Below are 18,827 nucleotides of genomic sequence, written 5' to 3'. Positions count from 1 at the left end.
ACTGAACCCCGGCCGGCCGGTACCGCCCCCAGCGCGGTGCCGGCCGTCTGGGATCATGGCGCGATGGAACGGATCCGGCGGACGGAGACCTCGTGCTGGAACCGCTAGGCATACCGGCGGAACTGGAGCAGCTGTACGTCGTCCTGATCGCCGACCCGGGCAGTTCCGCGGCCTCGCTGGCCCAGCGCACCGGGCTGCCGGTGGACACCGTGCTCACCCGGCTCGACCTGCTGACCGCACAGGGCCTGGTCGTCGACGAGGGCATTCCCGGGTTCCCCGGCCACGGCCCCGGTGACCCGGCCCGCACCTTCCGGGCCAGCTCGCCCTCGGTGGCGCTGGCCCCGCTGCTGCTGCGTCAGCGCACCGCCCTGGAGGAGACCGGCGCGGGTGTGGCGGCCCTGGCCGAGCAGTTCCGCAGTGCCGCCTCCCGGGCGGCCGGCGGCGTCGTCGAAGTGGTCTACGGGCCGGTCGGCGTCCGGCACCGCTTCGCCCAGCTCCTGGAAGGCGCCCGGCACGAGGTGCTGATCTTCGCCCCCGAGGCGGTGGTCGCGGTGGACCGCAGCACCGCGGACCCGATGGAGCGCGACGCACTGCGCCGGGGTGTCTCCTTCCGTACCGTGCTCGCGCTGCGGCACCTCGACGCGCCGGGCATGCTGGACGACGTCCGCCAGGCCCTGACCGACGGCATGCAGGTGCGGGTGGCCGAGGCGATCCCGATGCGGCTGCTGATCTCCGACCGGGCCAACGCCATGCTGCCGCTGTCCCTCAAGGAGGAGGACAACCCGGGCGACGCCCTGGTGGTCCATGGAACCGCCCTGGTGCAGGCCCTGGTGCTGCTGTTCGAACGGTACTGGGACAGCGCCCAGCCGCTTCGACTGTCCGTCAGGGCCGAGGTCCGGCGCCTGGTCCGGCAGGGGCCGACCGCCCAGGACCAGGAGATCCTGGCGCTGCTCGGCCTGGGGTTGGCCGACCGGCGGATCGCCGCGCAGCTGGAGCTGTCCCTGCGCACCGTGGAACGCAGGATCCGCGCGCTGCTGGACCTGGCGCAGGTGGAGAGCCGGTTCCAGCTCGGCCTGCACGCGGCGAAGCACGGATGGATGAGCCAGGGGACCGACACGCCGTCACCCTGATCCACCGTCATCCGGCAGGTCACCGCCATGTCGGTAAACCGCCAGGTAAGAGGTGTTCAGGAGAAACACACCTGCCCCAAGAATGTCCTTCATTCTCTGTTGACCACACAGACCACGGAGGGCACGACTTGCCATCCCCCACGCGTCGTCGACCTGTGCTGACAACCGTCGGCACGGTCCTGGCAGTGCTCGCGGCGACCCCGACGCTCGCACACGCCGGCACCACCCCGTCCGCCCACCACCCCGCAGCGGCGTCCGCCACCGCCGGCGCAGCCGGTGCCTCCGCCGCCGCCAAGCCCCGCACGGTCACCCTGATCACCGGCGACCGGGTCACCGTGACCGCCCTGGCGGACGGCAAGTCGGCGGCGACGGTGGTGCGGCCCAAGAACCTGACCGGCGGCGTGCAGACCCAGACCGTCGGCAAGGACCTGTACGTCTATCCCACCGAGGCGCTGCCGTATGTCGCGGCCGGAGTGCTGGACCAGCGGCTGTTCGACGTCACCGGACTGATAGCCGACGGCTACGACGACGCGGGCAGCACGAGCCTGCCCCTGATCGTGCAGTACGGAGCCCCGGGCGCCGCCGCCAAGGCCGCGCCCGCCCTGCCGGGCCTGACCGTCCGCGGGACGCTGCCCTCGATCGGCGGCGCCGCCGAGTCCGCCGCGCTGGCGCAGACCTCCCGGCTGTGGCAGCAGCTCGCGCCCACGGCCGCGCTGACCCGGGCGAAGGCGCTGTCGGCCAAGGTCGCCCCGCTGAGCCCGCAGGCCCGGCAGCAGGCCGTCGCGGCCAACCCGGTGTTCGGCTCCGGCATCAGCCGGATCTGGCTGGACGGCAAGGTCAAGGCCACCCTCGCGGACAGCACCGCGCAGATCGGCGCCCCCGACGCCTGGAACGCGGGCGTCGACGGCAAGGGCGTCGACGTCGCCATCCTGGACACCGGGGTCGACGCGGGCCACCCCGACTTCGCCGGGCAGATCGCCGCCTCGCAGAGCTTCGTACCGGGCGAGGACACCACCGACCGGGTCGGCCACGGCACCCACACCGCCTCCACCATCGCCGGCACCGGCGCCGCCTCCGACGGCAAGGAGAAGGGCGTGGCCCCCGGCGCCAAGCTGCTGGTCGGCAAGGTCCTGGACGACACCGGCTACGGCGACGAGTCCTGGGTCATCGCCGGGATGCAGTGGGCCGCCCAGACCGAGCACGCCCGGGTCATCAGCATGAGCCTGGGCTCCGCCGACCCCAGCGACGGCACCGACCCGCTGAGCCAGGCCGTCAACGACCTGAGCGCCGCCACCGGCTCACTGTTCGTCATCGCCGCCGGCAACAGCGACGCGGCAGGGATCGGCGCCCCCGGCGCCGCCACCTCCGCGCTCACCGTCGGCGCCGTCGACTCCAGCGACGCGCTCGCCTACTTCTCCAGCTGGGGCCCGCGGCTGACCGACGGCGGCCTCAAGCCCGAGATCACCGCCCCCGGCGTGGACATCCTGGCCGCCCGCTCGCAGTACACCGACGGCTCCGGTCCCTACGTGACCATGAGCGGCACCTCGATGGCGACCCCGCATGTCGCGGGCGCCGCCGCACTGCTGGCCGAGCAGCACCCCGACTGGACCGGTCAGCAGCTCAAGGACGCGCTGGTCAGCACCAGCCGGCTGACCCCCGGCATCGCGCTGACCCAGGGCGGCGCCGGACGGGTGGACGCCAAGGCCGCCGTGCTGGGCGGCATCGACGCCTCCGCCACCGCCTGGTCCGGCTACTACCCCTGGCCCAACGCGGGCGCCAAGCCCACCGCCCAACCGGTCAGCTACACCAACACCGGCGACAGCGCGGTCACCCTCGACCTCGCGGTCAAGGCCGCCGACGCCGACGGCAGCGCCGCCCCCGCGGGCATCTTCACCCTGTCCGCGCCGACCGTCACCGTCCCCGCGCACGGCACCGCTTCGGTGACCGTCACCGGCGACCCGGCCGCGGCGGGCCCCGGGGTCACCGACGGCCAACTGGAGGCCACCGACTCCACCGGCGCGGTGCTCGCGCACACCCTGGTCGGCATCGACCGCGAGGACGAGCGCTACAACCTCACCGTCAAGGCCACCGACCGCACCAGCGCCCCGCTGTCGGGCGTCGCGGTGGTCTACCGCACCGGCGACGAGTACCCCACCCAGATCGAGATCCCGGCCAGCGGTTCGCTGAGCCTTCGGCTGCCCAAGGGCGAGTACTCCGTCCTGATGTACGCCGACCTTCCCGGCGCGGCGGGCCCGGACGACCTGGGCCTGGGCGTCCTCTCGGTGCCGCAGCTGCAACTTGACCGGAACCGGGAGGCCGACCTGGACGCCCGCAAGGCCCACCTGGTCTCCTCGGTGGTGCCGCAACCCGCGGAGAACCAGCTGACCCGGGTCGAGTGGAACCGGGTCGCGGGCGGCAGCGCCTTCAATGAGAACTTCCTGCTCCCGCCCGCCTACACCAGCGTCTGGGCCCAGTCCACGGCCAAGGTCACCAGCGGCAGCTTCCAGTTCGACACCCGCTGGCGCAAGGCCGCCCCGCTGCTGACGGTCACCGCCGCCCAGGCCCGGTTCCCCAGCGAGAGCTTCCCTGATCTGCTGGTCCAGCCCGGCAGCACCATGCTCCCGGCCGGCCGCACCCAGCTGGGCGTGGTCTATGCCGGGCTGGGCACCACCGCGGACTACGCCGGGCTGAACGCCAAGGGCAAGGCCGTGGTGGTGTCGTACGACCGGCAGGCCGACCCCACCACCCAGTTCGGCGTCGACTCGGCCCAGGCCGCGGCGGCGGCCAAGGCCGGAGCCAAGCTGCTGCTGGTGGTCAATGACAACGTCGGGCGCCTGAACGACTGGTACGGCAGCGCCGACTTCAGCGCCAACAGCCCCATCGAGGTGGCGAGCCTGCAGCCGGGTGAGGGAGCCTCGCTGATCTCGGCGACCACCCGTCCCGGGCTGAAGCTGACCGTCGGCTCGACGCCCTCCTCCCCCTATGTCTACGACCTGGTGGAGCGTCATGACGGCGCCGTCCCGGCCGGTGATCTGACCTACCGCCCCAAGCAGAGCGACCTGGCCCGGGTCGACTCCCGCTTCGGCGGCCCGACCACCGCCACCGGCGACGAGGGCCGCTACGACATGCAGGACTTCGACCAGTACGGCGTCGGTTTCCAGACGCTCCAGGCCCTGGGGACCACCCGCACCGACTGGGTCACCCCCGGCAACGGCACGTTCTCCTGGTACGACGAGGCCGACAACGCCGCGGTCCAGGAGCGCTCGCTGATCACCCCGGCGGTCAAGGGCGCCCGCACCGGCAGCGACTGGTTCCTGGCCGCGTTCCGCCCCCGCCTGAACGAGAGTCAGGGGCTCCCCGACCGGCAGGACGACTTCATGTCGCTCAACGTCCCCGGCTGGGGCGACTCGGGCACCGGCCACGACGGCTTCGACCAGAACCTCTGGGGCGAGGGCGACCAGCTCCACGAGACGGTGACGCTCTATCAGGGCAGCAAGAACCTCGGCTCCACGCTCTACCAGCAGCTGAACGTCGACCTGCCCAGCGGCGACCCGCTGCCCTACCGCCTGGTCGCGGCGACCAGCCAGAGCGGTGTGCTGCCCAACTCCCCGGCGTCACGCACCGAATGGGGCTTCACCTCGGGCACCAGCACGGTGCTGCTGCCGCTGATCCAGCTCGACTACGGCCTCCCCACCGACCTCAACGGGGACGTGCCCCGCAGCACCACGCTCACCCTGGCCGCCTCCCAGCTCGCCGGAGTGACCGGCGGCGGCACCATCAACGGCGCCACCCTGCAGGTCTCCTACAACGACGGCTCCGACTGGGTGGCCACCACCCTGAAGAAGCAGGCCGACGGCAGCTGGACCACCGCCCTCAAGGCACCCAGGTCCGCTGCCTTCCTCTCGCTGCGCGCCACCGCCAAGGACTCGGCAGGCAACACCGTCAGCCAGACCGTGCTGCGCGCCTACGGCCTGCGCTAGCCACCCCGGTGGCTCCCCCGGTCGGCCGGGCAGCACTGCCCGGCCGACCCGCACCGACCTCCCGACCCACCGCACCCCCTGGAGTCCTCATCACTGCCACCCTGCCCTCCCGCGCGACCCGCGGGCGGATACTCGGCGCCGCCGCCGCAGCCCTGGCCCTGGCCGCCGGAGCCCTCGGCGCTGCCGCCCCCTCCCAGGCCGCGCCGCAGCACAAGTCCCGCGCCCTGGCCGGCACCCACCCGGCCTGGGCCGCCCCCTCGGTCGACGCCGGAGCGCTCCCGGCCGGCACCTCCCTCACCGCCCGGGTCTACTTGGCCGGTCAGGACCCGGCCGGACTGGCTGCCTACGCCAAGGCCGTCTCCACCCAGGGCACCCCCCAGTACGACGCCTTCCTCAGCCCGGCCCAGGCCCAGCAGCGCTTCGGCGCCACCCCCCAGCAGGTCGCCGCGGTCCGCGCCTGGCTCACCGGCGCGGGGCTGAAGGTCACCGCGACCACCGCCCACTACCTCCAGGCCACCGGCACCGCCGCGGCCCAGGCCAAGGCCTTCGGCACCGGCATCCACCAGTACCGGGTCCACGGCAGGCTCCAGCACGCTCCGGTCGCCAACGCCGTGCTGCCCGCCTCGGTGTCCGCCGCCGTCCTCGGCGTCACCGGCCTGAGCAGCACCGCCCCGGCTGCCAAACCCCAGTCCGTCTCGGTGCGCAGCAGCCTGGACCCGGCCGGCGCCAAGCCCGGGAGCACGACCTTCCCCACCACCGCGACCTGTTCCGCGTACTGGGGCCAGCAGAAGGTCGCCAAGGGCCTGGGCCCGGCCACCTACGCCCCGAACACCCCCTACGACCAGTGCTCGCTGGCGCCCTCTCAGCTGCGCAAGGCCTATGGCATCACCGCCTCGGGCCTGACCGGCAAGGGCGCCACGGTCGCGATCGTGGACGCCTACGGCTCCCCCACCATGGCCGAGGACGCCGACCGGTTCGCCACCCTGCACGGCGACAAGGCGTTCAAGCCCGGCCAGTACACCGAGGTCGTCGACCAGTCGCAGTGGAACAGCCAGGACGCCTGCGGCGGCCCCGAGGGCTGGGCCGGGGAGGAGGCCCTGGACGTGGAGATGGTCCACGGCCTGGCCCCGGCCGCCGGCGTGGTCTACGTCGGCGCGAACTCCTGCTCCGACCAGGACCTGCTCGCCGCCCTGGCCACCGTCGTGGACCAGCACCTGGCCGACGTGGTCTCCAGCTCCTGGGGCGAGATCATGCACTCCGGCGCCAACGGTGACATGGACCCGGGCCTGATCGCCGCCTATGAGCAGATCTTCCAGCAGGGCGCCATCGAGGGCGTCGGCTTCGACTTCTCCGCGGGCGACTGCGGCGACTCCTCCCCCGCGGCGGCCGCCACCGGCGTCAACTGCGACCCCGGCACCACCCGGGCCCAGGCGAACTTCCCCGACTCCGACCCCTGGGTCACCGCCGTCGGCGGCACCGCCCTGGGCACCGCCGACAAGTCCGGCAGCTACGGCTTCGAGACCGACATGGGCACCCTGCGCTCCTCGCTCACCCCGGACGGCACCGCCTGGTCGCCGATGCCCGGCTCCTTCTACTTCGGCGGAGGCGGCGGCACCAGCGAGGACTTCGCCCAGCCCTGGTACCAGAACGGGGTCGTCCCCAAGTCGCTGTCCGGCACCCTGATGACCGGCGCCAAGGCCTCCTCGGCCCGGCGGGTCACCCCCGACGTGGCGATGAACGGCGACCTCTACACCTCGGTGCTGGTCGGCATGTCCGACGGCGCCCCCTACAGCGAAGGCGGATACGGCGGCACCAGCGTGGCCGCACCCGAGTTCTCCGCCCTGCAGGCCGACGCCATCCAGGCCCGCAGGGGCACCCCGATCGGCTTCGCCAACCCCTCCCTCTACCAGCGCGCCGGAACCAAGGACTTCCACGACGTGGTCGACCGGGCCGCGGCGAAGAACAAGGCGCCGCTGGACTCGGTGACCGACTTCGGCCTCCTCAACGGCACCCTGCACATCGGGCTGGTCGCCTTCGGCGAGGACACCACCCTCAACGCCGTGAAGGGCTACGACAACGCCACCGGCGTCGGCTCCCCCACCCTCGCCTACCTCACCTCCTTCGAGTAGCAGCCCGCGGCAGCGCGCAACGGCGCGCTGCCGCGAACTGTCGCACCGCGGGTCGGTATCGTCCGCGGTAACCGATCAGCGGCAGAACGCCCCCACGGAGGAGTCACCATGACCGATCGCCGGCCCGGAACCGCGGGTCTCGCGCTGATGATCGGCGCTCTCGGGGTGGTCTTCGGCGACATCGGCACCAGTCCGATCTACACCCTGCAGACCGTGTTCGACCCGAACGACCCGCACCCGGTCCCGGTCTCCACCGGGAACGTCTACGGGGTGGTCTCGCTGGTGTTCTGGTCGGTGGTGATCATCGTCCTGGTCACCTACGTCCTGCTGGCGATGCGCGCCGACAACGACGGTGAGGGCGGCATCATGGCGCTGATCACCCTGCTGCGACGGTCCGCCTCCTCCCGGGGGCGGCGGACCACCGCCGTGCTGGCGGCGCTGGGCATCTTCGGCGCCTCGCTCTTCTTCGGCGACAGCATGATCACTCCGGCCATCTCGGTGCTGTCCGCGATGGAGGGCCTGAAAGTGGTCCAGCCCTCGCTGGACAGCGTGGTCGTGCCCGGCACGGCGGCCATCATCGTGGTGCTCTTCCTGGTCCAGCGGCGCGGCTCGGGGGCGGTGGGCCGGCTGTTCGGCCCCGTGATGATCGTCTGGTTCACCGTCATCGGCGCCTGCGGGGTGAACGGGATCGTCGACCACCCGCAGATCCTGCGCGCGCTGTGGCCGAGCTACGCCCTCGGTTTCCTGGTCGGCCACTTCGGCACCGCGTTCTTCGCCCTGGCCGCGGTCGTGCTCGCGGTCACCGGCGCGGAGGCGCTCTACGCCGACATGGGCCACTTCGGCCGCCGCTCGATCACCCGCGCCTGGCTGTTCCTGGTCTTCCCCGCCTGCGTGCTGAGCTACCTCGGCCAGGGCGCGCTGATCCTCGCCGACCCGCACAACATCAGCAGCCCGTTCTTCCTGCTCGCCCCGGGCTGGGGTCGACTGCCGCTGGTGATCCTCGCCACCGCGGCCACCGTGATCGCCTCCCAGGCGGTGATCACCGGCGCGTACTCGGTCGCCTCCCAGGCGGCCCAGCTCGGCTATCTGCCCAGGCTGCGCATCACCCACACCTCCGAGTCCACCGTGGGCCAGATCTACGTCCCCTGGATCAACTGGCTGCTGATGGTCTCCGTGCTCACCCTGGTCTTCGCCTTCCGCAGCTCCGCCGCGCTGGCCTTCGCCTTCGGCATGGCCGTCACCGGCACCATCACCATCACCACCCTGCTGTTCTTCTACATCGCCCGCTCACGCTGGAACACCCCGGTGTGGCTGATCGCCGTCGGCGCGACCCTGCTGCTCACGGTGGACCTGCTGTTCGTGGCGGCCAACGTGACCAAGCTCGTCCACGGCGCGTGGCTGCCGCTGCTGATCGGATTCACCGCGTTCACCGTCATGACGACCTGGCAGCGCGGGCGACAGATCGTCACCGCGGAGCGGGAACGGCACGAGGGCCCGCTGCGTCAGTTCGTCGACCGGCTGCACTTCCGGGAGATCCCGGCGGCCCGGGTGCCCGGCACCGCCGTCTTCCTGAACCGGGGCGCGCGGACCACGCCGCTGGCCATGCGGGCCAATGTCGAGCACAACCACGTGCGGCACGAGCAGGTGGTGATCCTCTCCATCGAAACCGAGACCGTGCCCCGCGTCCCGGCCGAACAACGGGTCACCGTCGACAACCTCGGCTACGGCGAGGACGGCATCATCCACGTCACCGCCCGCTTCGGCTACATGGAGACCCCGGACGTGCCGGCCGCCCTGGCCCTGCTCGACCCCGCCGTCACCGAGGGGCAGTTGCAACTCGACCAGGCGTCCTACTTCCTGTCGAAGATCGAGCTCCGCAGCGGCCAGGCCCCGACCATGGCCCGGTGGCGCAAGCACCTGTTCATCGCCACCTCCTACATCGCCGCCGACGCCGCCGAGTACTTCGGTCTCCCTCAGGACCGCACCGTCATCATGGGCTCCCACATCGAGGTGTGACAGGCTCCTCGCCCCACCTCACAGCGCGAGTTCGACCTCGTACACGGTCTCCACCGGGCGGAAGCCGAAGCGCTGGTTCACCGACCGCATGGCCTCGTTGGAGTTCGCCGTCCAGGTGTGCACCTGCCGGGACCGCGGAAAGTGCTGCGCCAACTGCCGCAGGTTGGCGGCCTTCGCCAGGGTGGACAACCGGTGCCCCCGGTGGGCCCGCAGGACGAAGGTGTTGTCCTGCACGACGTCCTCGCCGGGGCCGCCGGTCACGAACATGGTGCTGTAGCCGACCGGGCTGTCCGCCGAGTCCAGCACCAGGCTGGTGACCAGGCGGTACCCCTGGTCGAGGAGCCGCTGCTGCGAGGCCAGGACGCGCTCGGCGTCGTGCACCACGGGTTCCCGGTCCACCTCGCCGGTGGGCACGTCCAACTCCATCAACGTCTGCATCTCGGCATAGGCCCCCAGCCACTCCTGCGGCGGCACCCCCGTCCAGCCGGATGCCCGGTAGCCGCCGGACCGCGGCCGCGCCTCCCGCTCCAGCCCGGCAATCCCCGCCTCGGACACCGGCAGCTCGAGCAGCAGCCGCCGCTGGGTGTGCACGGTGGTGAATCCGCGGCGCGCGGCGAAACGTCCGCCCGGACTGTCCAGCAGCGGGGTGTCCGCAACCGCGTTGACCGCAGCCGTGTTGACCGTACTGCCGACGACCGTCCTACCCTCGGCCCGGACCTCGGCGATCGCGGCATCGAACAGGGCCGCTCCGATGCCCCGATGCCGGACCCGGGGCAGCACACTCACCTCGATCGAGGCCGTATGCGTGTTGTCGCGACGAGGCAGCTCCAGCTGCGCCGTGCCCAGGCACTCGGCCCCCTCCCAAGCCCCGAGGGCGCGGCGATCGACGTACGGGTTGGCGTCGTTGCTGCGCAGCGAGGTCAGCACAGCCTGCTCCCCGATCACAAAGGGGCTGGTCAGCCCGGCAGAGCTGCCGATGCTCTGCGCCGCGTACCACTGCGCGGAGGTCACCTCGTCGTGCGGATCAAGACGGTGGATATCCATACCCGCACGATCACCACCGCACAGCCCGCACGCAAACGGTTTTCGCCGTGCGTCTGGTAGAACAACGGGGTGGATCCATTGACATGGGCTGTGACCTGGGAGAACGACATCCCGCTGGAGCGGCATGAGGCCCTCGCCGAGTTGCTGGCGAGGGTGTACCCCCAGCACGCCGAGCTGTTCAGCCGGGGACGGAGCTGGTCCGGGGCCCGCCCGGAGGCCAGGATCATCGGCAGCGCGGGCGACCGGCCCGTCGCCCATCTCGGACTGCTCCGTCGCTTCCTGCGGGTCGCCGACACCGACACCAGCCTGCTCGTCGGCGATGTCGGGCTGGTCGCGGTCGATCCCGACCTCCAGGGCCGGCGCGTCGGCAGCGCGCTGCTCGACCGCACCACCCGGGCGATGGCCGACCTCGCCCTGCCCTTCGGCTTCCTGACCTGCCGTCCCGAGGTCGTCCCGTTCTACCGCGGCGGCGGTTGGCAGCAGGTGGACGGACAGGTCACCCGAATGATCGACAACAACCACCGCCCCGAGGTCTACCACGGCCCGGCCCTGGTGCTCCCCGTGGCCGCCCCGTTGACCCACTGGCCGCACGGCCACACCGTCGACCGCAACGGCCTGGAGGTCTGACCACGGCGGCCCCGGGCGGTCGGCGTCACCGCCGACGGCCCCGGGCGGTCGGCGTCACCGCCGGACAGTGACACTCTGACGCCCGCTCAGGGCTGCAGCCCGCGGGAGATGGCGGCGAGCAGGCGCCGGCTCTGCTCATGGCCCTCGGCCGTGTCCGGGGTGCGCCACAGGCAGCTCATCAGGACCAGGACGTCGGCGGGGTCGAGCCCGGGGCGGATCGTTCCGTCGGCCGCCCCTGCGGCGAGCATCAGCGCGATGGCGCCCACGACCGGGCCGTAGGTCTCGTCGTTGACGGCCTCCTTGGTCGCCGCGTCCAGCGCGTCGCCGAGCCCGTGCTTGAGCCGAATGTACGAGGTCAGGCGCTCGAACCAGTGCCCCAGCGCGGACAGCGGCGACTGGCCGGCCAGCAGCTCGGGCGCGGAGTCGACCAGCCGCTGCACATCGTGCCGGTACAGCGCCAGGATCAGCGCCTCCCGGTTGGGGAAGTGCCGGTACAGCGTCCCCGGCCCCACCCCCGCCGCCTTGGCGATCGAGTTGAGCGAGACCTCGCTGGACGCGGCCAGCATCTCGTGGGCGACCTCCAGGATGCGGGCACGGTTGTTCTGCGCGTCGATGCGCATCACGGCCGGTTTCGGCTCTGGCATCTCTGCCTCCGTCCTGTCCTGCTCGGGGGAGCGCGGTTGCGTTCCGGAGAGGTCTCCGTTACCTTCAAATGGAGAGCTCTCCGATTGTATCGGAGAACACCGCCCCGTGAGGATGGCACCCCATGCACTACGTCAAACTCGGCACCACCGGCCTGGACGTCTCCCCCATCGCGCTCGGCTGCATGACCTTCGGCGAGCCCGACCGCGGCCACCCCGCCTGGTCGCTCGACGAGGAGCGCAGCCGTCCGATGATCAAGCAGGCGCTGGACGCGGGCATCAACTTCTTCGACACCGCGAACATGTACTCGCAGGGGTCGAGCGAGGAGATCACCGGCCGGGCGCTGAAGGACTTCGCGGACCGCGACGAAATCGTCATCGCCACCAAGCTGCGCCACGTCATGCGGTCGGGCCCCAATGGATCGGGCCTGTCCCGCAAGGCGGTCCTCACCGAGGTCGACCACAGTCTGCGGCGGCTGGGCACCGACTACATCGATCTCTACCAGATCCACCGGCACGACCCGACCACCCCCATGGAGGAGACGCTGGAGGCGCTGCACGACGTGGTGAAGGCGGGCAAGGTCCGCTACCTCGGCGCCTCCTCGATGAAGGCCTGGGAGTTCGCCAAGGCGCTGAACCTGCAGAAGCAGCACGGCTGGGCCCGCTACGTCTCGATGCAGGACCACTACAACCTGCTGGCCCGCGAGGAGGAGCGGGAGATGCTCCCGCTGTGCCTGGACGAGGGCGTCGGCACGATTCCGTGGAGCCCGCTCGCCCGCGGCCGCCTCACCCGGCCGCCGGGCGAGGAGACCAACCGCACCGACACCGACGGCGGTTACGCCGACCTGCTCTACTCGCAGGCCGACAGTGACCGCAGGATCATTGAGGCCGTCGGCGCCGTGGCTGACGCCCGCGGCGTCTCCCGCGCCCAGATCGCCCTCGCCTGGCTGCGGTCCAAGCCCGTGGTGACCGCCCCGATCGTCGGCGCCACCAAGGCCACGCACCTCGCCGACGCGGTGGCCTCACTCGCCATCGAGCTGACCGCCGACGAGATCGACACCCTCGAAGCCCCCTACACCCCCAGGGACGACTTCCAGGGCATCTCCGACCCGGCCCAACTGGCCCGCATCTCCGCCCGTTTCGGCATCAAGCCCGCCGCCGCCGAGGACGAACGCTGACGTAGAGCTGGGCCACGTCCGCGCCGGCCCGCGGTCACCGTGTCAGACGATCCACCCCGGCACGCCCCTGTCGGAGCCGTCGGCCAGCGCGGCCCGGGAGTCGGCGGGCCCGGCGACGATGGCGGCGAACCCGCCGTCCGGGCCGGTGCTGAAGCGGCGCAGCTCTCCAGCGGGGACGACGACCGTGTCCCCGGGCCCCAGAGCCAGTTCCCGGCCGCGGAGCTGCCGCTCCGGCTGCTCCTCGGCTTCCGCGTCCTCCTCGACGATCTGCACGCCGAACTGGCCCGTCAGGGCTATGCAGAGCTCCGCCCGATGCACGGCTTCGTCTTTCAGTCGATCGGCCCCGACGGCACCACCGCGACCGAACTCGGCCGCCGCCTCGGCGTGTCCAAACAAGCCGCGGGCAAGACCATCGACACCTTGGAACGTCTCGGCTACCTGGAACGAGGCACAGACATCAGGGACGCCCGGCGCAAAGTGTTCAAGCTGACCGCCCACGGCATCGACTGCCTGGAGCGATCGGCGCGCATCTTCGACGACCTGCGCGCCGGCTGGGCCGAGACGCTGGGCCTGGAACGCCTGCGGGCCCTGGAGAGCGACCTGCGTCGCGTGACACCCCCGGACATCTTCCGACTGGACGTCCCCGGCTGGTTCGGCACCACCTGACTAGCCGTTTTCCCGGCCCGGCAGAGGCGCGCCTTCCAGGAAGGCGTGATAGGTCGCGACGGCTTCCGGCTCGATTTCCGTGGTGGCGGGGCCGTAGCGGGTGTCCGTGCGGTCCCGCTTCGGCCCGGAGACCCAGAACCGTTCGCTGGTCTGCGCGTCGTAGAAGTTCCCATCGCCTCCGCCTGCCCGGCGCAGGGTCCTCCCCTGGAAATACGCAGTGCTCCAGGTCTTCGAGAAGTCCACCCACCCGATCCAGGAGGGACCACGGTCGGTGTTGTAACCGGACTTCACCTGCACAAACATGAGACGTCGAGGCATGCGGTCAGGGTCCCGCACCGACCGCGTCCGCGGCCAATGATTTTCGACGTCGTGCTGAGTGCGGACAACTCTGGCGCACCTGCTGACCGAGGACGATGTCCGCCGCGCGGTGGGCGAGATGCGGCGGGTCGTGCGGGACGACGGGCTGCTGGTGCTGTCGGTGCGGGACTACGGCGACGCCGCACAGGCCCGGCGGCAGTCCACGGTTCCGCAGGTGACGGAAACGGTCCGCGTATGACTGACATGTTCGACGTGGCCCGATCTCTGACGGGCGGGATCCCCGACCGGGAACGAGCCTGGGCGTTCGTCCGCGACTTCGCGGCGTCGTGGGGCGGGCCGGAGTCGCCCGCGCTCTGGGACTCCGCCGGCCCATGGGCCCTCGGCTACGCCGAACCGTCGGTCACAGTTCACCGCCCGCCTGACCCTCGGACCGGTCGGGACTGCTCCCCCGGCGAAGTGGCCAGGAGGGAACTTCGGAGCCGGACGATCGTCCGCCGCCATGGGCCGTCCTCGCTGGGCTCGCCCCAGAGTTCCATGCGTTCGGACGGCTCCGTGCTGACATCGGCTCCGGACTCACCTCCCTTCCCTGCTCCGCCGAGTCACGACGCCGATTCGTCTGCCAGAAGGCGCTGCAGGGTGCGGCTGCCCGTGCGGCTCATGGGCGGGTTGCTTGTGACGTAGTACCAGACCAGCCCCATCGCCTGTTCGAACGCCCAGGCCTTTCCGCGTTCCCAGGCGAGGTCGTCGCATCCGAGGTCCTCGCGGAGCGTCTGCCGAGGTCCGGATTCCAGCAGGTGCCATGCGCTCACGAGATCCAGCGAGGGGTCGGCCGGCGCCAGACCGCCGACGTCAAGAATTCCGGCCAAGGCCAGGGTCCCGTTGGACACCAGGACATTGCTGGGGATCAGGTCGCCGTGGGTCATGGTGTCTGCTGACGCCCCCGCCGGCAGGCTCCGCATGCGCGCCCACATCCGGCGCAGCCGCGGAACCTCCAAAAGCCCTTCGCTGTGCTGGAAGCAGGTCTCCATCCACGCGTCGTGGGATGTCAGGTCGCCTCCCCGGCCCTTCCCACGGAAGGTCCGGCCACGGGTGTCGATGGCCCGCACATCGCGGATGAAGCCGGCCAAGTCATGGGCGAACTGCACCGATTCACCGGGATCTGCTTCGGTGGCGACCGCACCGGGCAGCCAGGTCTGCACCGCCCATGGGAAGGGGTAGCCCGCACCTGGTTCGCCGATCGCCACCGGCTCGGGCGTGCGGACGTCCGTACCGTCCGCCAACTCCCGTGCTGCTGACGCCTCGGCCTCCAGCAGACGACGCGTCGATTCAACGTCGCGCGGCTCCAGCGGGAACCGGGCGGCGCACTGATCGCCGATGCGAAAGATGGCATTGACCGTCCCCTGTGCGGCGATGGTGCTGATGGGGAGGCCCCGCCACTCTGGGAACTGGTCATCCACCAACGCGCGCACCGTTTCGAGCGACACGTTCAACTGGTTGGTGTGCATACGCATACCGGCAGACTCGCCCATGCCGGCCTCCAGCCGCAACCCGATACCGCTCGTCCTCGCGGGCTACTGCTACTTCACCGACCCCGCTGTCAGCCCGGCCACGAGGTACCGCTGCAGCAGCAGGAAGCCCAGCACCACCGGAACGCTGACGACCAGGGAGGCCGCCATGATCTGGTTCCAGTACACATCGTTCTGCGAGGCGTAGTTGCGCAGCCCCACCGCGAGGGTCCTGGTCGAGTCGTCGGTCATCACCGAGGCGAACAGCACCTCGCCCCACGCCGTCATGAACGAGTACACCGCCACCGTGACGATGCCGGGCATCGCCGCCGGCACCACCACCCGCAGCAGCGCGCCGATCGGGCCATTGCCGTCGACCTCGGCGGCCTCGTCCAACTCCCTGGGGATCGAGTCGAAGTAGCCGACCAGCATCCAGATCGAGAACGGCAGGGTGAAGGTCAGAAAGGTGATGATCAGCCCCAGCCGGGTCCCCGACAGCTCGATGCCGGTGCTGTTGCCGATGTTGACGTAGATCAGGAACAGCGGCAGCAGGAACAGGATCCCGGGGAACATCTGCGTGGACAGCACCGTCACGGTGAAGACCCGCCGCCCCGCGAACCGGAACCGGCTGACCGCGTACGCGGCGAAGGTCGCGATCACCACCGACACCGCGGTCGAACAGGTGGACACGATCAGGCTGTTGAGGAAGTAGTGCCCGAGCGGCACCGTGCTCCACATGTCGACGTACGGGCTGAGCGTGATCCGCGAGGGGATCCACTGGAACGCGGACTGGACGTCCTGCAGCGGCTTGAGCGAGCTGCTGACCATGACGTAGAGCGGCACGGCGGTGAACAGCGCCAGCAGCGTCAGCACGATCCGCCGGGTCCACAGGAACGAGCGCGGCGGCGCCATCGGCGAGCGCGGTGCGCGGGTCCGGCCGGTCCCGGTGCCGGACGGACGGGTGGGCTCAGACATCGGTGGTCTTCCTTCCGCGGCCGGTGACCAGCAGGTATGCCGCGGTCACCACGAGCAGGAACAGCAGCAGCAGGACCGACATGGCCGACCCGGAGCCGAAGTTCCAGTTCTGGAACGAGGTGTCGTAGATCTGCAGGGACAGCAGGTTCGCCTGCGGCGGAGCGACATTGCCGAACAGCACGTACGGGGTGCTGAAGTCGTTGAAGTTCCACAGGAACAGCACCAGCACCAGCACCTGGTTCACCGGCCGCAGCGACGGCATGGTGATCCGACGGATCCGCTGCCACATACCGGCCCCGTCGATGGCCGCCGCCTCGTAGAGGTCGGCCGGGATGTTCTGCAGGCCCGCGGTGACCACCAGGAAGGCGAACGGCCAGGTGCGCCAGACGGCGGTGACGACCAGGGCGGAGAAGCTGTTGTTGCCGATCAGCCAGAACGGCGCGTGCGAGGTCAGGTGGAGTTCGTTCACCAGCACCCGGTTCACCAGGCCGTTGTCCCGCTGGAACATGAACTCCCAGGTGATCGCGGCGGCGTAGGCGGGCAGGGCGTAGGGGACCAGGAAGTAGGTCCGCAGCAGTCCGCGGCCCCGGAACGGGTCCTGGAGCAGCACCGCCGCCCCGGTGCCGATCAGCCAGGACAGGGCGACCACCAGCACGGTGAAGGCGCAGGTGACGCCGAAGGAGTGCAGCAGCGCCTTCCCCACCGCGTTGTCGAAGTTCAGCGCGAAGCGGTAGTTGGCGAGGCCCGCGTTCGGCGCCGCGCCCCAGTTGCCGATGAAGAACTGGGTGAGCCGTTTGAAGCTGATCCAGATGCCGACCAGCATCGGAATGACATGGACCAGGAGCTCGAAGCAGACGGCCGGGAGCAGCAGCAGGTACGGCAGGCCGACGCGGCGCAGCCGGGCCCAGGAGCGACGCCCCGGTGCGGACGGCGGCGGCGCCGCGGGCCGGTTCCGGCCTGGTCTGTTGCGGCTGAGCCGGTTTCGGCCGGATCGGGTGGCGGTGGCCATCTGTGGGCGGTTCCTTCCGAGCGGGGCGTGGTGCGGGTGTGCGGTGGGCCGGGCCACCCGGGCCGTGCACGACCCGGGTGGCGGTTGTCCAAGGAGCCGCCGGGTCAGCCGCCGGCCTGCATGGTCTGCTCGGCCTGCTTGAGCTGGTCGCCGACGAGCTGGTCGGTGATGGCCTTGCCGCTCGCGGCGTCGGCGAGGAGGTTCTTCATCACCCCGCCGATCGCGGTCTCGAACTGGCTCTCCTGCGGGATCGGCGGCATCGCGGCGGCGGAGGTCGCCAGGACGCTCTGGAGCACCTTGTCGTCCGGACTCTGGAACGCGGGATCGGTGTAGGCGTCGGTGACCGACGGCAGCGAGCCATAGGCCTTGTTGAGGGCGATCTGGGTGGGCTTGCTGGTCATGAACTTGACGAACTGGATCGCCGCGTCCTTGTGCTTGGTCTTGCCGAAGATCCCGATGTTGATCCCGGCGACGATGGAGTTGACGTGCTTGCCGCCGGCCGGCGGGCTCGCCGGGAAGGGGATCGGGACCACGCCGTACTGGGAGGAGTTCATCCCGTACTTGGCGAGGGAGGCGCCGGCCGCCTGCCACATCAGCATGGCGGCCTTCCCGCTCGCGAAGGCCTGGACCGCCTCGGTGCCGTTGGAGTACTCGGCGTCGCTGGGGTTGGCTATCTTGTCGGCCGCGATGAAGTCGACATACTGCTTGACCGCCGCGACGTTCTGCGGGGTGTCGAAGGTCGGCTTGCCCGAGGCGTCGAAGTAGCTGCCGCCCTGCTGCTGGCTGAGCACAAAGGCGTGGTGCGCGTTCTCCGGGGTGCTGGCGCCCTCGACGGTGATGCCCCACTGGCTGCCATGGGTCAGCTTCTTGCCGTCGGCGACCAGGTCCTCCCAGGTGGCGGGCGGGGTGGTGATGCCGGCGGCGGCGAACTGGGCCTTGTTGTAGTACAGCCCGTACGCCAGCGAGTAGAGCGGCACGGCGACCGGGGGCTTGCCGGGGGCGCCGGTCGCGGCGAGCGCGCCGGGCAGGAACCGTCCGGTGTCCCCGAGCTGCGTCATCACGTCGTCGGTGATCGGCAGGAAGGCGCCGGTGGCCTGGATCGAGGCCGACCAGGTGTTGCCGATGTTCAGGGCGTCCGGGCCCTGACCCGAGGCCGCGGCGGCGAGGACCCGGTTCTGCAGGTCCTTCCAGCCGATGACCTCCAGCTTCACCTTGATGCCGGTCTGCTTGGTGAAGGCGTCGAGCTCGGGGGTCAGCACCTTGACGTCGTCGTCGATGGAACTGCCCTGGTCACTGGCCCAGTAGGTGATGGTCTGCGGACTGCTGCCGCCGCTGGCCCCGCTGCTGCCAGTACCACTGCCTCCGCTGCCGCAGGCGGCGACGGACATCGCGGTGGCGGCGACGAGCCCGACCAGCGTGTACCTGCGGTGGTTCGAGGGTTTTCCCATGTCAACCTTTCGAGGGTGCGCACATTGCCCTAAGTTTTTTCGAGCCTTAGTTCGAGGTGTGATTTAACTTGTGGAAGAGTGCTCCGTCAAGGGGTGTTGCACCAGACGCCGCACCAGACGCCGGTGAGCAGATCAGTCGATGAGTCGACCAGTCGAGAAGG

The 18,827-nt window shown here is 70.8% G+C and carries 16 protein-coding genes; 8 read left to right on the top strand and 8 right to left on the bottom strand.

Translation table 11 applies throughout. The annotated features are described in order from the left end of the window. The first annotated feature begins 92 nt into the window (after positions 1–92). From ACXKR8_RS47060 to ACXKR8_RS47045, 4 genes are all read left to right on the top strand, one after another. Positions 93–1,130: a winged helix-turn-helix transcriptional regulator gene (locus ACXKR8_RS47060; protein WP_458270682.1), complete on the top strand. Its 1,038-nt coding sequence runs from the start codon at positions 93–95 to the stop codon at positions 1,128–1,130. Positions 1,131–1,285: 155 nt separating this feature from the next. Further along, on the top strand, positions 1,286–5,110 hold the full coding sequence (locus tag ACXKR8_RS47055) for a S8 family serine peptidase (protein WP_458270681.1): 3,825 nt from the start codon (positions 1,286–1,288) through the stop codon (positions 5,108–5,110). 8 nt (positions 5,111–5,118) lie between these two features. Beyond that, the gene (locus tag ACXKR8_RS47050) at positions 5,119–7,239 is read left to right on the top strand and encodes a S53 family peptidase (protein ID WP_458270680.1); all 2,121 of its coding nucleotides are present in this window, start codon (positions 5,119–5,121) and stop codon (positions 7,237–7,239) included. A 108-nt stretch (positions 7,240–7,347) separates the two neighbouring features. After that, positions 7,348–9,255, top strand: a complete 1,908-nt coding sequence (locus tag ACXKR8_RS47045) for a potassium transporter Kup (protein WP_458270679.1) — start codon at positions 7,348–7,350, stop codon at positions 9,253–9,255. 18 nt (positions 9,256–9,273) lie between these two features. Here ACXKR8_RS47045 and ACXKR8_RS47040 read toward each other — a convergent pair whose 3' ends face one another. Continuing rightward, positions 9,274–10,299 (bottom strand): GNAT family N-acetyltransferase, encoded by a 1,026-nt coding sequence (locus ACXKR8_RS47040; protein ID WP_458270678.1) that lies wholly within the window; start codon positions 10,297–10,299, stop codon positions 9,274–9,276. Positions 10,300–10,368: 69 nt separating this feature from the next. Here ACXKR8_RS47040 and ACXKR8_RS47035 point away from each other — a divergent pair, with 69 nt between their 5' ends. After that, on the top strand, positions 10,369–10,926 hold the full coding sequence (locus ACXKR8_RS47035; RefSeq protein ID WP_462100150.1) for a GNAT family N-acetyltransferase: 558 nt from the start codon (positions 10,369–10,371) through the stop codon (positions 10,924–10,926). Between the two features lie 86 nt (positions 10,927–11,012). On the opposite strand, the gene ACXKR8_RS47030 is transcribed toward ACXKR8_RS47035, so the two are convergent. Further along, complete coding sequence (locus ACXKR8_RS47030; RefSeq protein WP_458270676.1) at positions 11,013–11,570, bottom strand: TetR/AcrR family transcriptional regulator; 558 nt, start codon at positions 11,568–11,570, stop codon at positions 11,013–11,015. Between the two features lie 122 nt (positions 11,571–11,692). Here ACXKR8_RS47030 and ACXKR8_RS47025 point away from each other — a divergent pair, with 122 nt between their 5' ends. Beyond that, entirely contained in the window at positions 11,693–12,745 is a 1,053-nt protein-coding gene (locus tag ACXKR8_RS47025) for an aldo/keto reductase (RefSeq protein ID WP_458270675.1), read from the top strand. A 42-nt stretch (positions 12,746–12,787) separates the two neighbouring features. Here ACXKR8_RS47025 and ACXKR8_RS47020 read toward each other — a convergent pair whose 3' ends face one another. Continuing rightward, positions 12,788–13,063, bottom strand: coding sequence for a cupin domain-containing protein (locus ACXKR8_RS47020; protein ID WP_458275296.1), 276 nt, complete (start codon positions 13,061–13,063; stop codon positions 12,788–12,790). Between ACXKR8_RS47020 and ACXKR8_RS47015 the strand changes: the two genes are divergently transcribed. Beyond that, on the top strand, positions 12,968–13,411 hold the full coding sequence (locus ACXKR8_RS47015; protein ID WP_458275260.1) for a MarR family winged helix-turn-helix transcriptional regulator: 444 nt from the start codon (positions 12,968–12,970) through the stop codon (positions 13,409–13,411). The genes ACXKR8_RS47020 and ACXKR8_RS47015 overlap by 96 nt on opposite strands. Here ACXKR8_RS47015 and ACXKR8_RS47010 read toward each other — a convergent pair whose 3' ends face one another. Continuing rightward, positions 13,412–13,729 (bottom strand): hypothetical protein, encoded by a 318-nt coding sequence (locus ACXKR8_RS47010; RefSeq protein ID WP_458270674.1) that lies wholly within the window; start codon positions 13,727–13,729, stop codon positions 13,412–13,414. Between the two features lie 58 nt (positions 13,730–13,787). Between ACXKR8_RS47010 and ACXKR8_RS47005 the strand changes: the two genes are divergently transcribed. Further along, complete coding sequence (locus ACXKR8_RS47005) at positions 13,788–13,967, top strand: hypothetical protein (protein WP_458270673.1); 180 nt, start codon at positions 13,788–13,790, stop codon at positions 13,965–13,967. 361 nt (positions 13,968–14,328) lie between these two features. On the opposite strand, the gene ACXKR8_RS47000 is transcribed toward ACXKR8_RS47005, so the two are convergent. From ACXKR8_RS47000 to ACXKR8_RS46985, 4 genes are all read right to left on the bottom strand, one after another. Beyond that, a complete protein-coding gene (locus ACXKR8_RS47000; RefSeq protein WP_458275259.1) occupies positions 14,329–15,240 on the bottom strand; it encodes an aminoglycoside phosphotransferase family protein in 912 nt (303 codons plus the stop codon). 66 nt (positions 15,241–15,306) lie between these two features. After that, entirely contained in the window at positions 15,307–16,209 is a 903-nt protein-coding gene (locus ACXKR8_RS46995; RefSeq protein ID WP_458270672.1) for a carbohydrate ABC transporter permease, read from the bottom strand. After that, on the bottom strand, positions 16,202–17,218 hold the full coding sequence (locus ACXKR8_RS46990; protein WP_458270671.1) for a carbohydrate ABC transporter permease: 1,017 nt from the start codon (positions 17,216–17,218) through the stop codon (positions 16,202–16,204). Before ACXKR8_RS46990 ends, ACXKR8_RS46995 begins: the two co-directional genes overlap by 8 nt. Positions 17,219–17,322: 104 nt before the next feature. Further along, a complete protein-coding gene (locus tag ACXKR8_RS46985) occupies positions 17,323–18,666 on the bottom strand; it encodes an ABC transporter substrate-binding protein (RefSeq protein ID WP_458270670.1) in 1,344 nt (447 codons plus the stop codon). Between the last annotated feature and the right edge of the window lie 161 nt (positions 18,667–18,827).

Source organism: Streptacidiphilus sp. PAMC 29251 (genome assembly GCF_054208735.2).
Note: the sequence above shows the minus strand (reverse complement) of the source record. Positions and strands in the feature narration are given on the sequence as shown.

Coding starts and splice junctions, on each gene's coding strand:
- ACXKR8_RS47025 (WP_458270675.1), top strand. CDS start 11,693: ATGCACTACGTCAAACTCGGCACCACCGGCCTGGACGTCTCCCCCATC.
- ACXKR8_RS46990 (WP_458270671.1), bottom strand. CDS start 17,218: ATGGCCACCGCCACCCGATCCGGCCGAAACCGGCTCAGCCGCAACAGA.
- ACXKR8_RS46995 (WP_458270672.1), bottom strand. CDS start 16,209: ATGTCTGAGCCCACCCGTCCGTCCGGCACCGGGACCGGCCGGACCCGC.
- ACXKR8_RS47040 (WP_458270678.1), bottom strand. CDS start 10,299: ATGGATATCCACCGTCTTGATCCGCACGACGAGGTGACCTCCGCGCAG.
- ACXKR8_RS46985 (WP_458270670.1), bottom strand. CDS start 18,666: ATGGGAAAACCCTCGAACCACCGCAGGTACACGCTGGTCGGGCTCGTC.
- ACXKR8_RS47030 (WP_458270676.1), bottom strand. CDS start 11,570: ATGCCAGAGCCGAAACCGGCCGTGATGCGCATCGACGCGCAGAACAAC.
- ACXKR8_RS47010 (WP_458270674.1), bottom strand. CDS start 13,729: ATGCCTCGACGTCTCATGTTTGTGCAGGTGAAGTCCGGTTACAACACC.
- ACXKR8_RS47045 (WP_458270679.1), top strand. CDS start 7,348: ATGACCGATCGCCGGCCCGGAACCGCGGGTCTCGCGCTGATGATCGGC.
- ACXKR8_RS47000 (WP_458275259.1), bottom strand. CDS start 15,240: ATGCGTATGCACACCAACCAGTTGAACGTGTCGCTCGAAACGGTGCGC.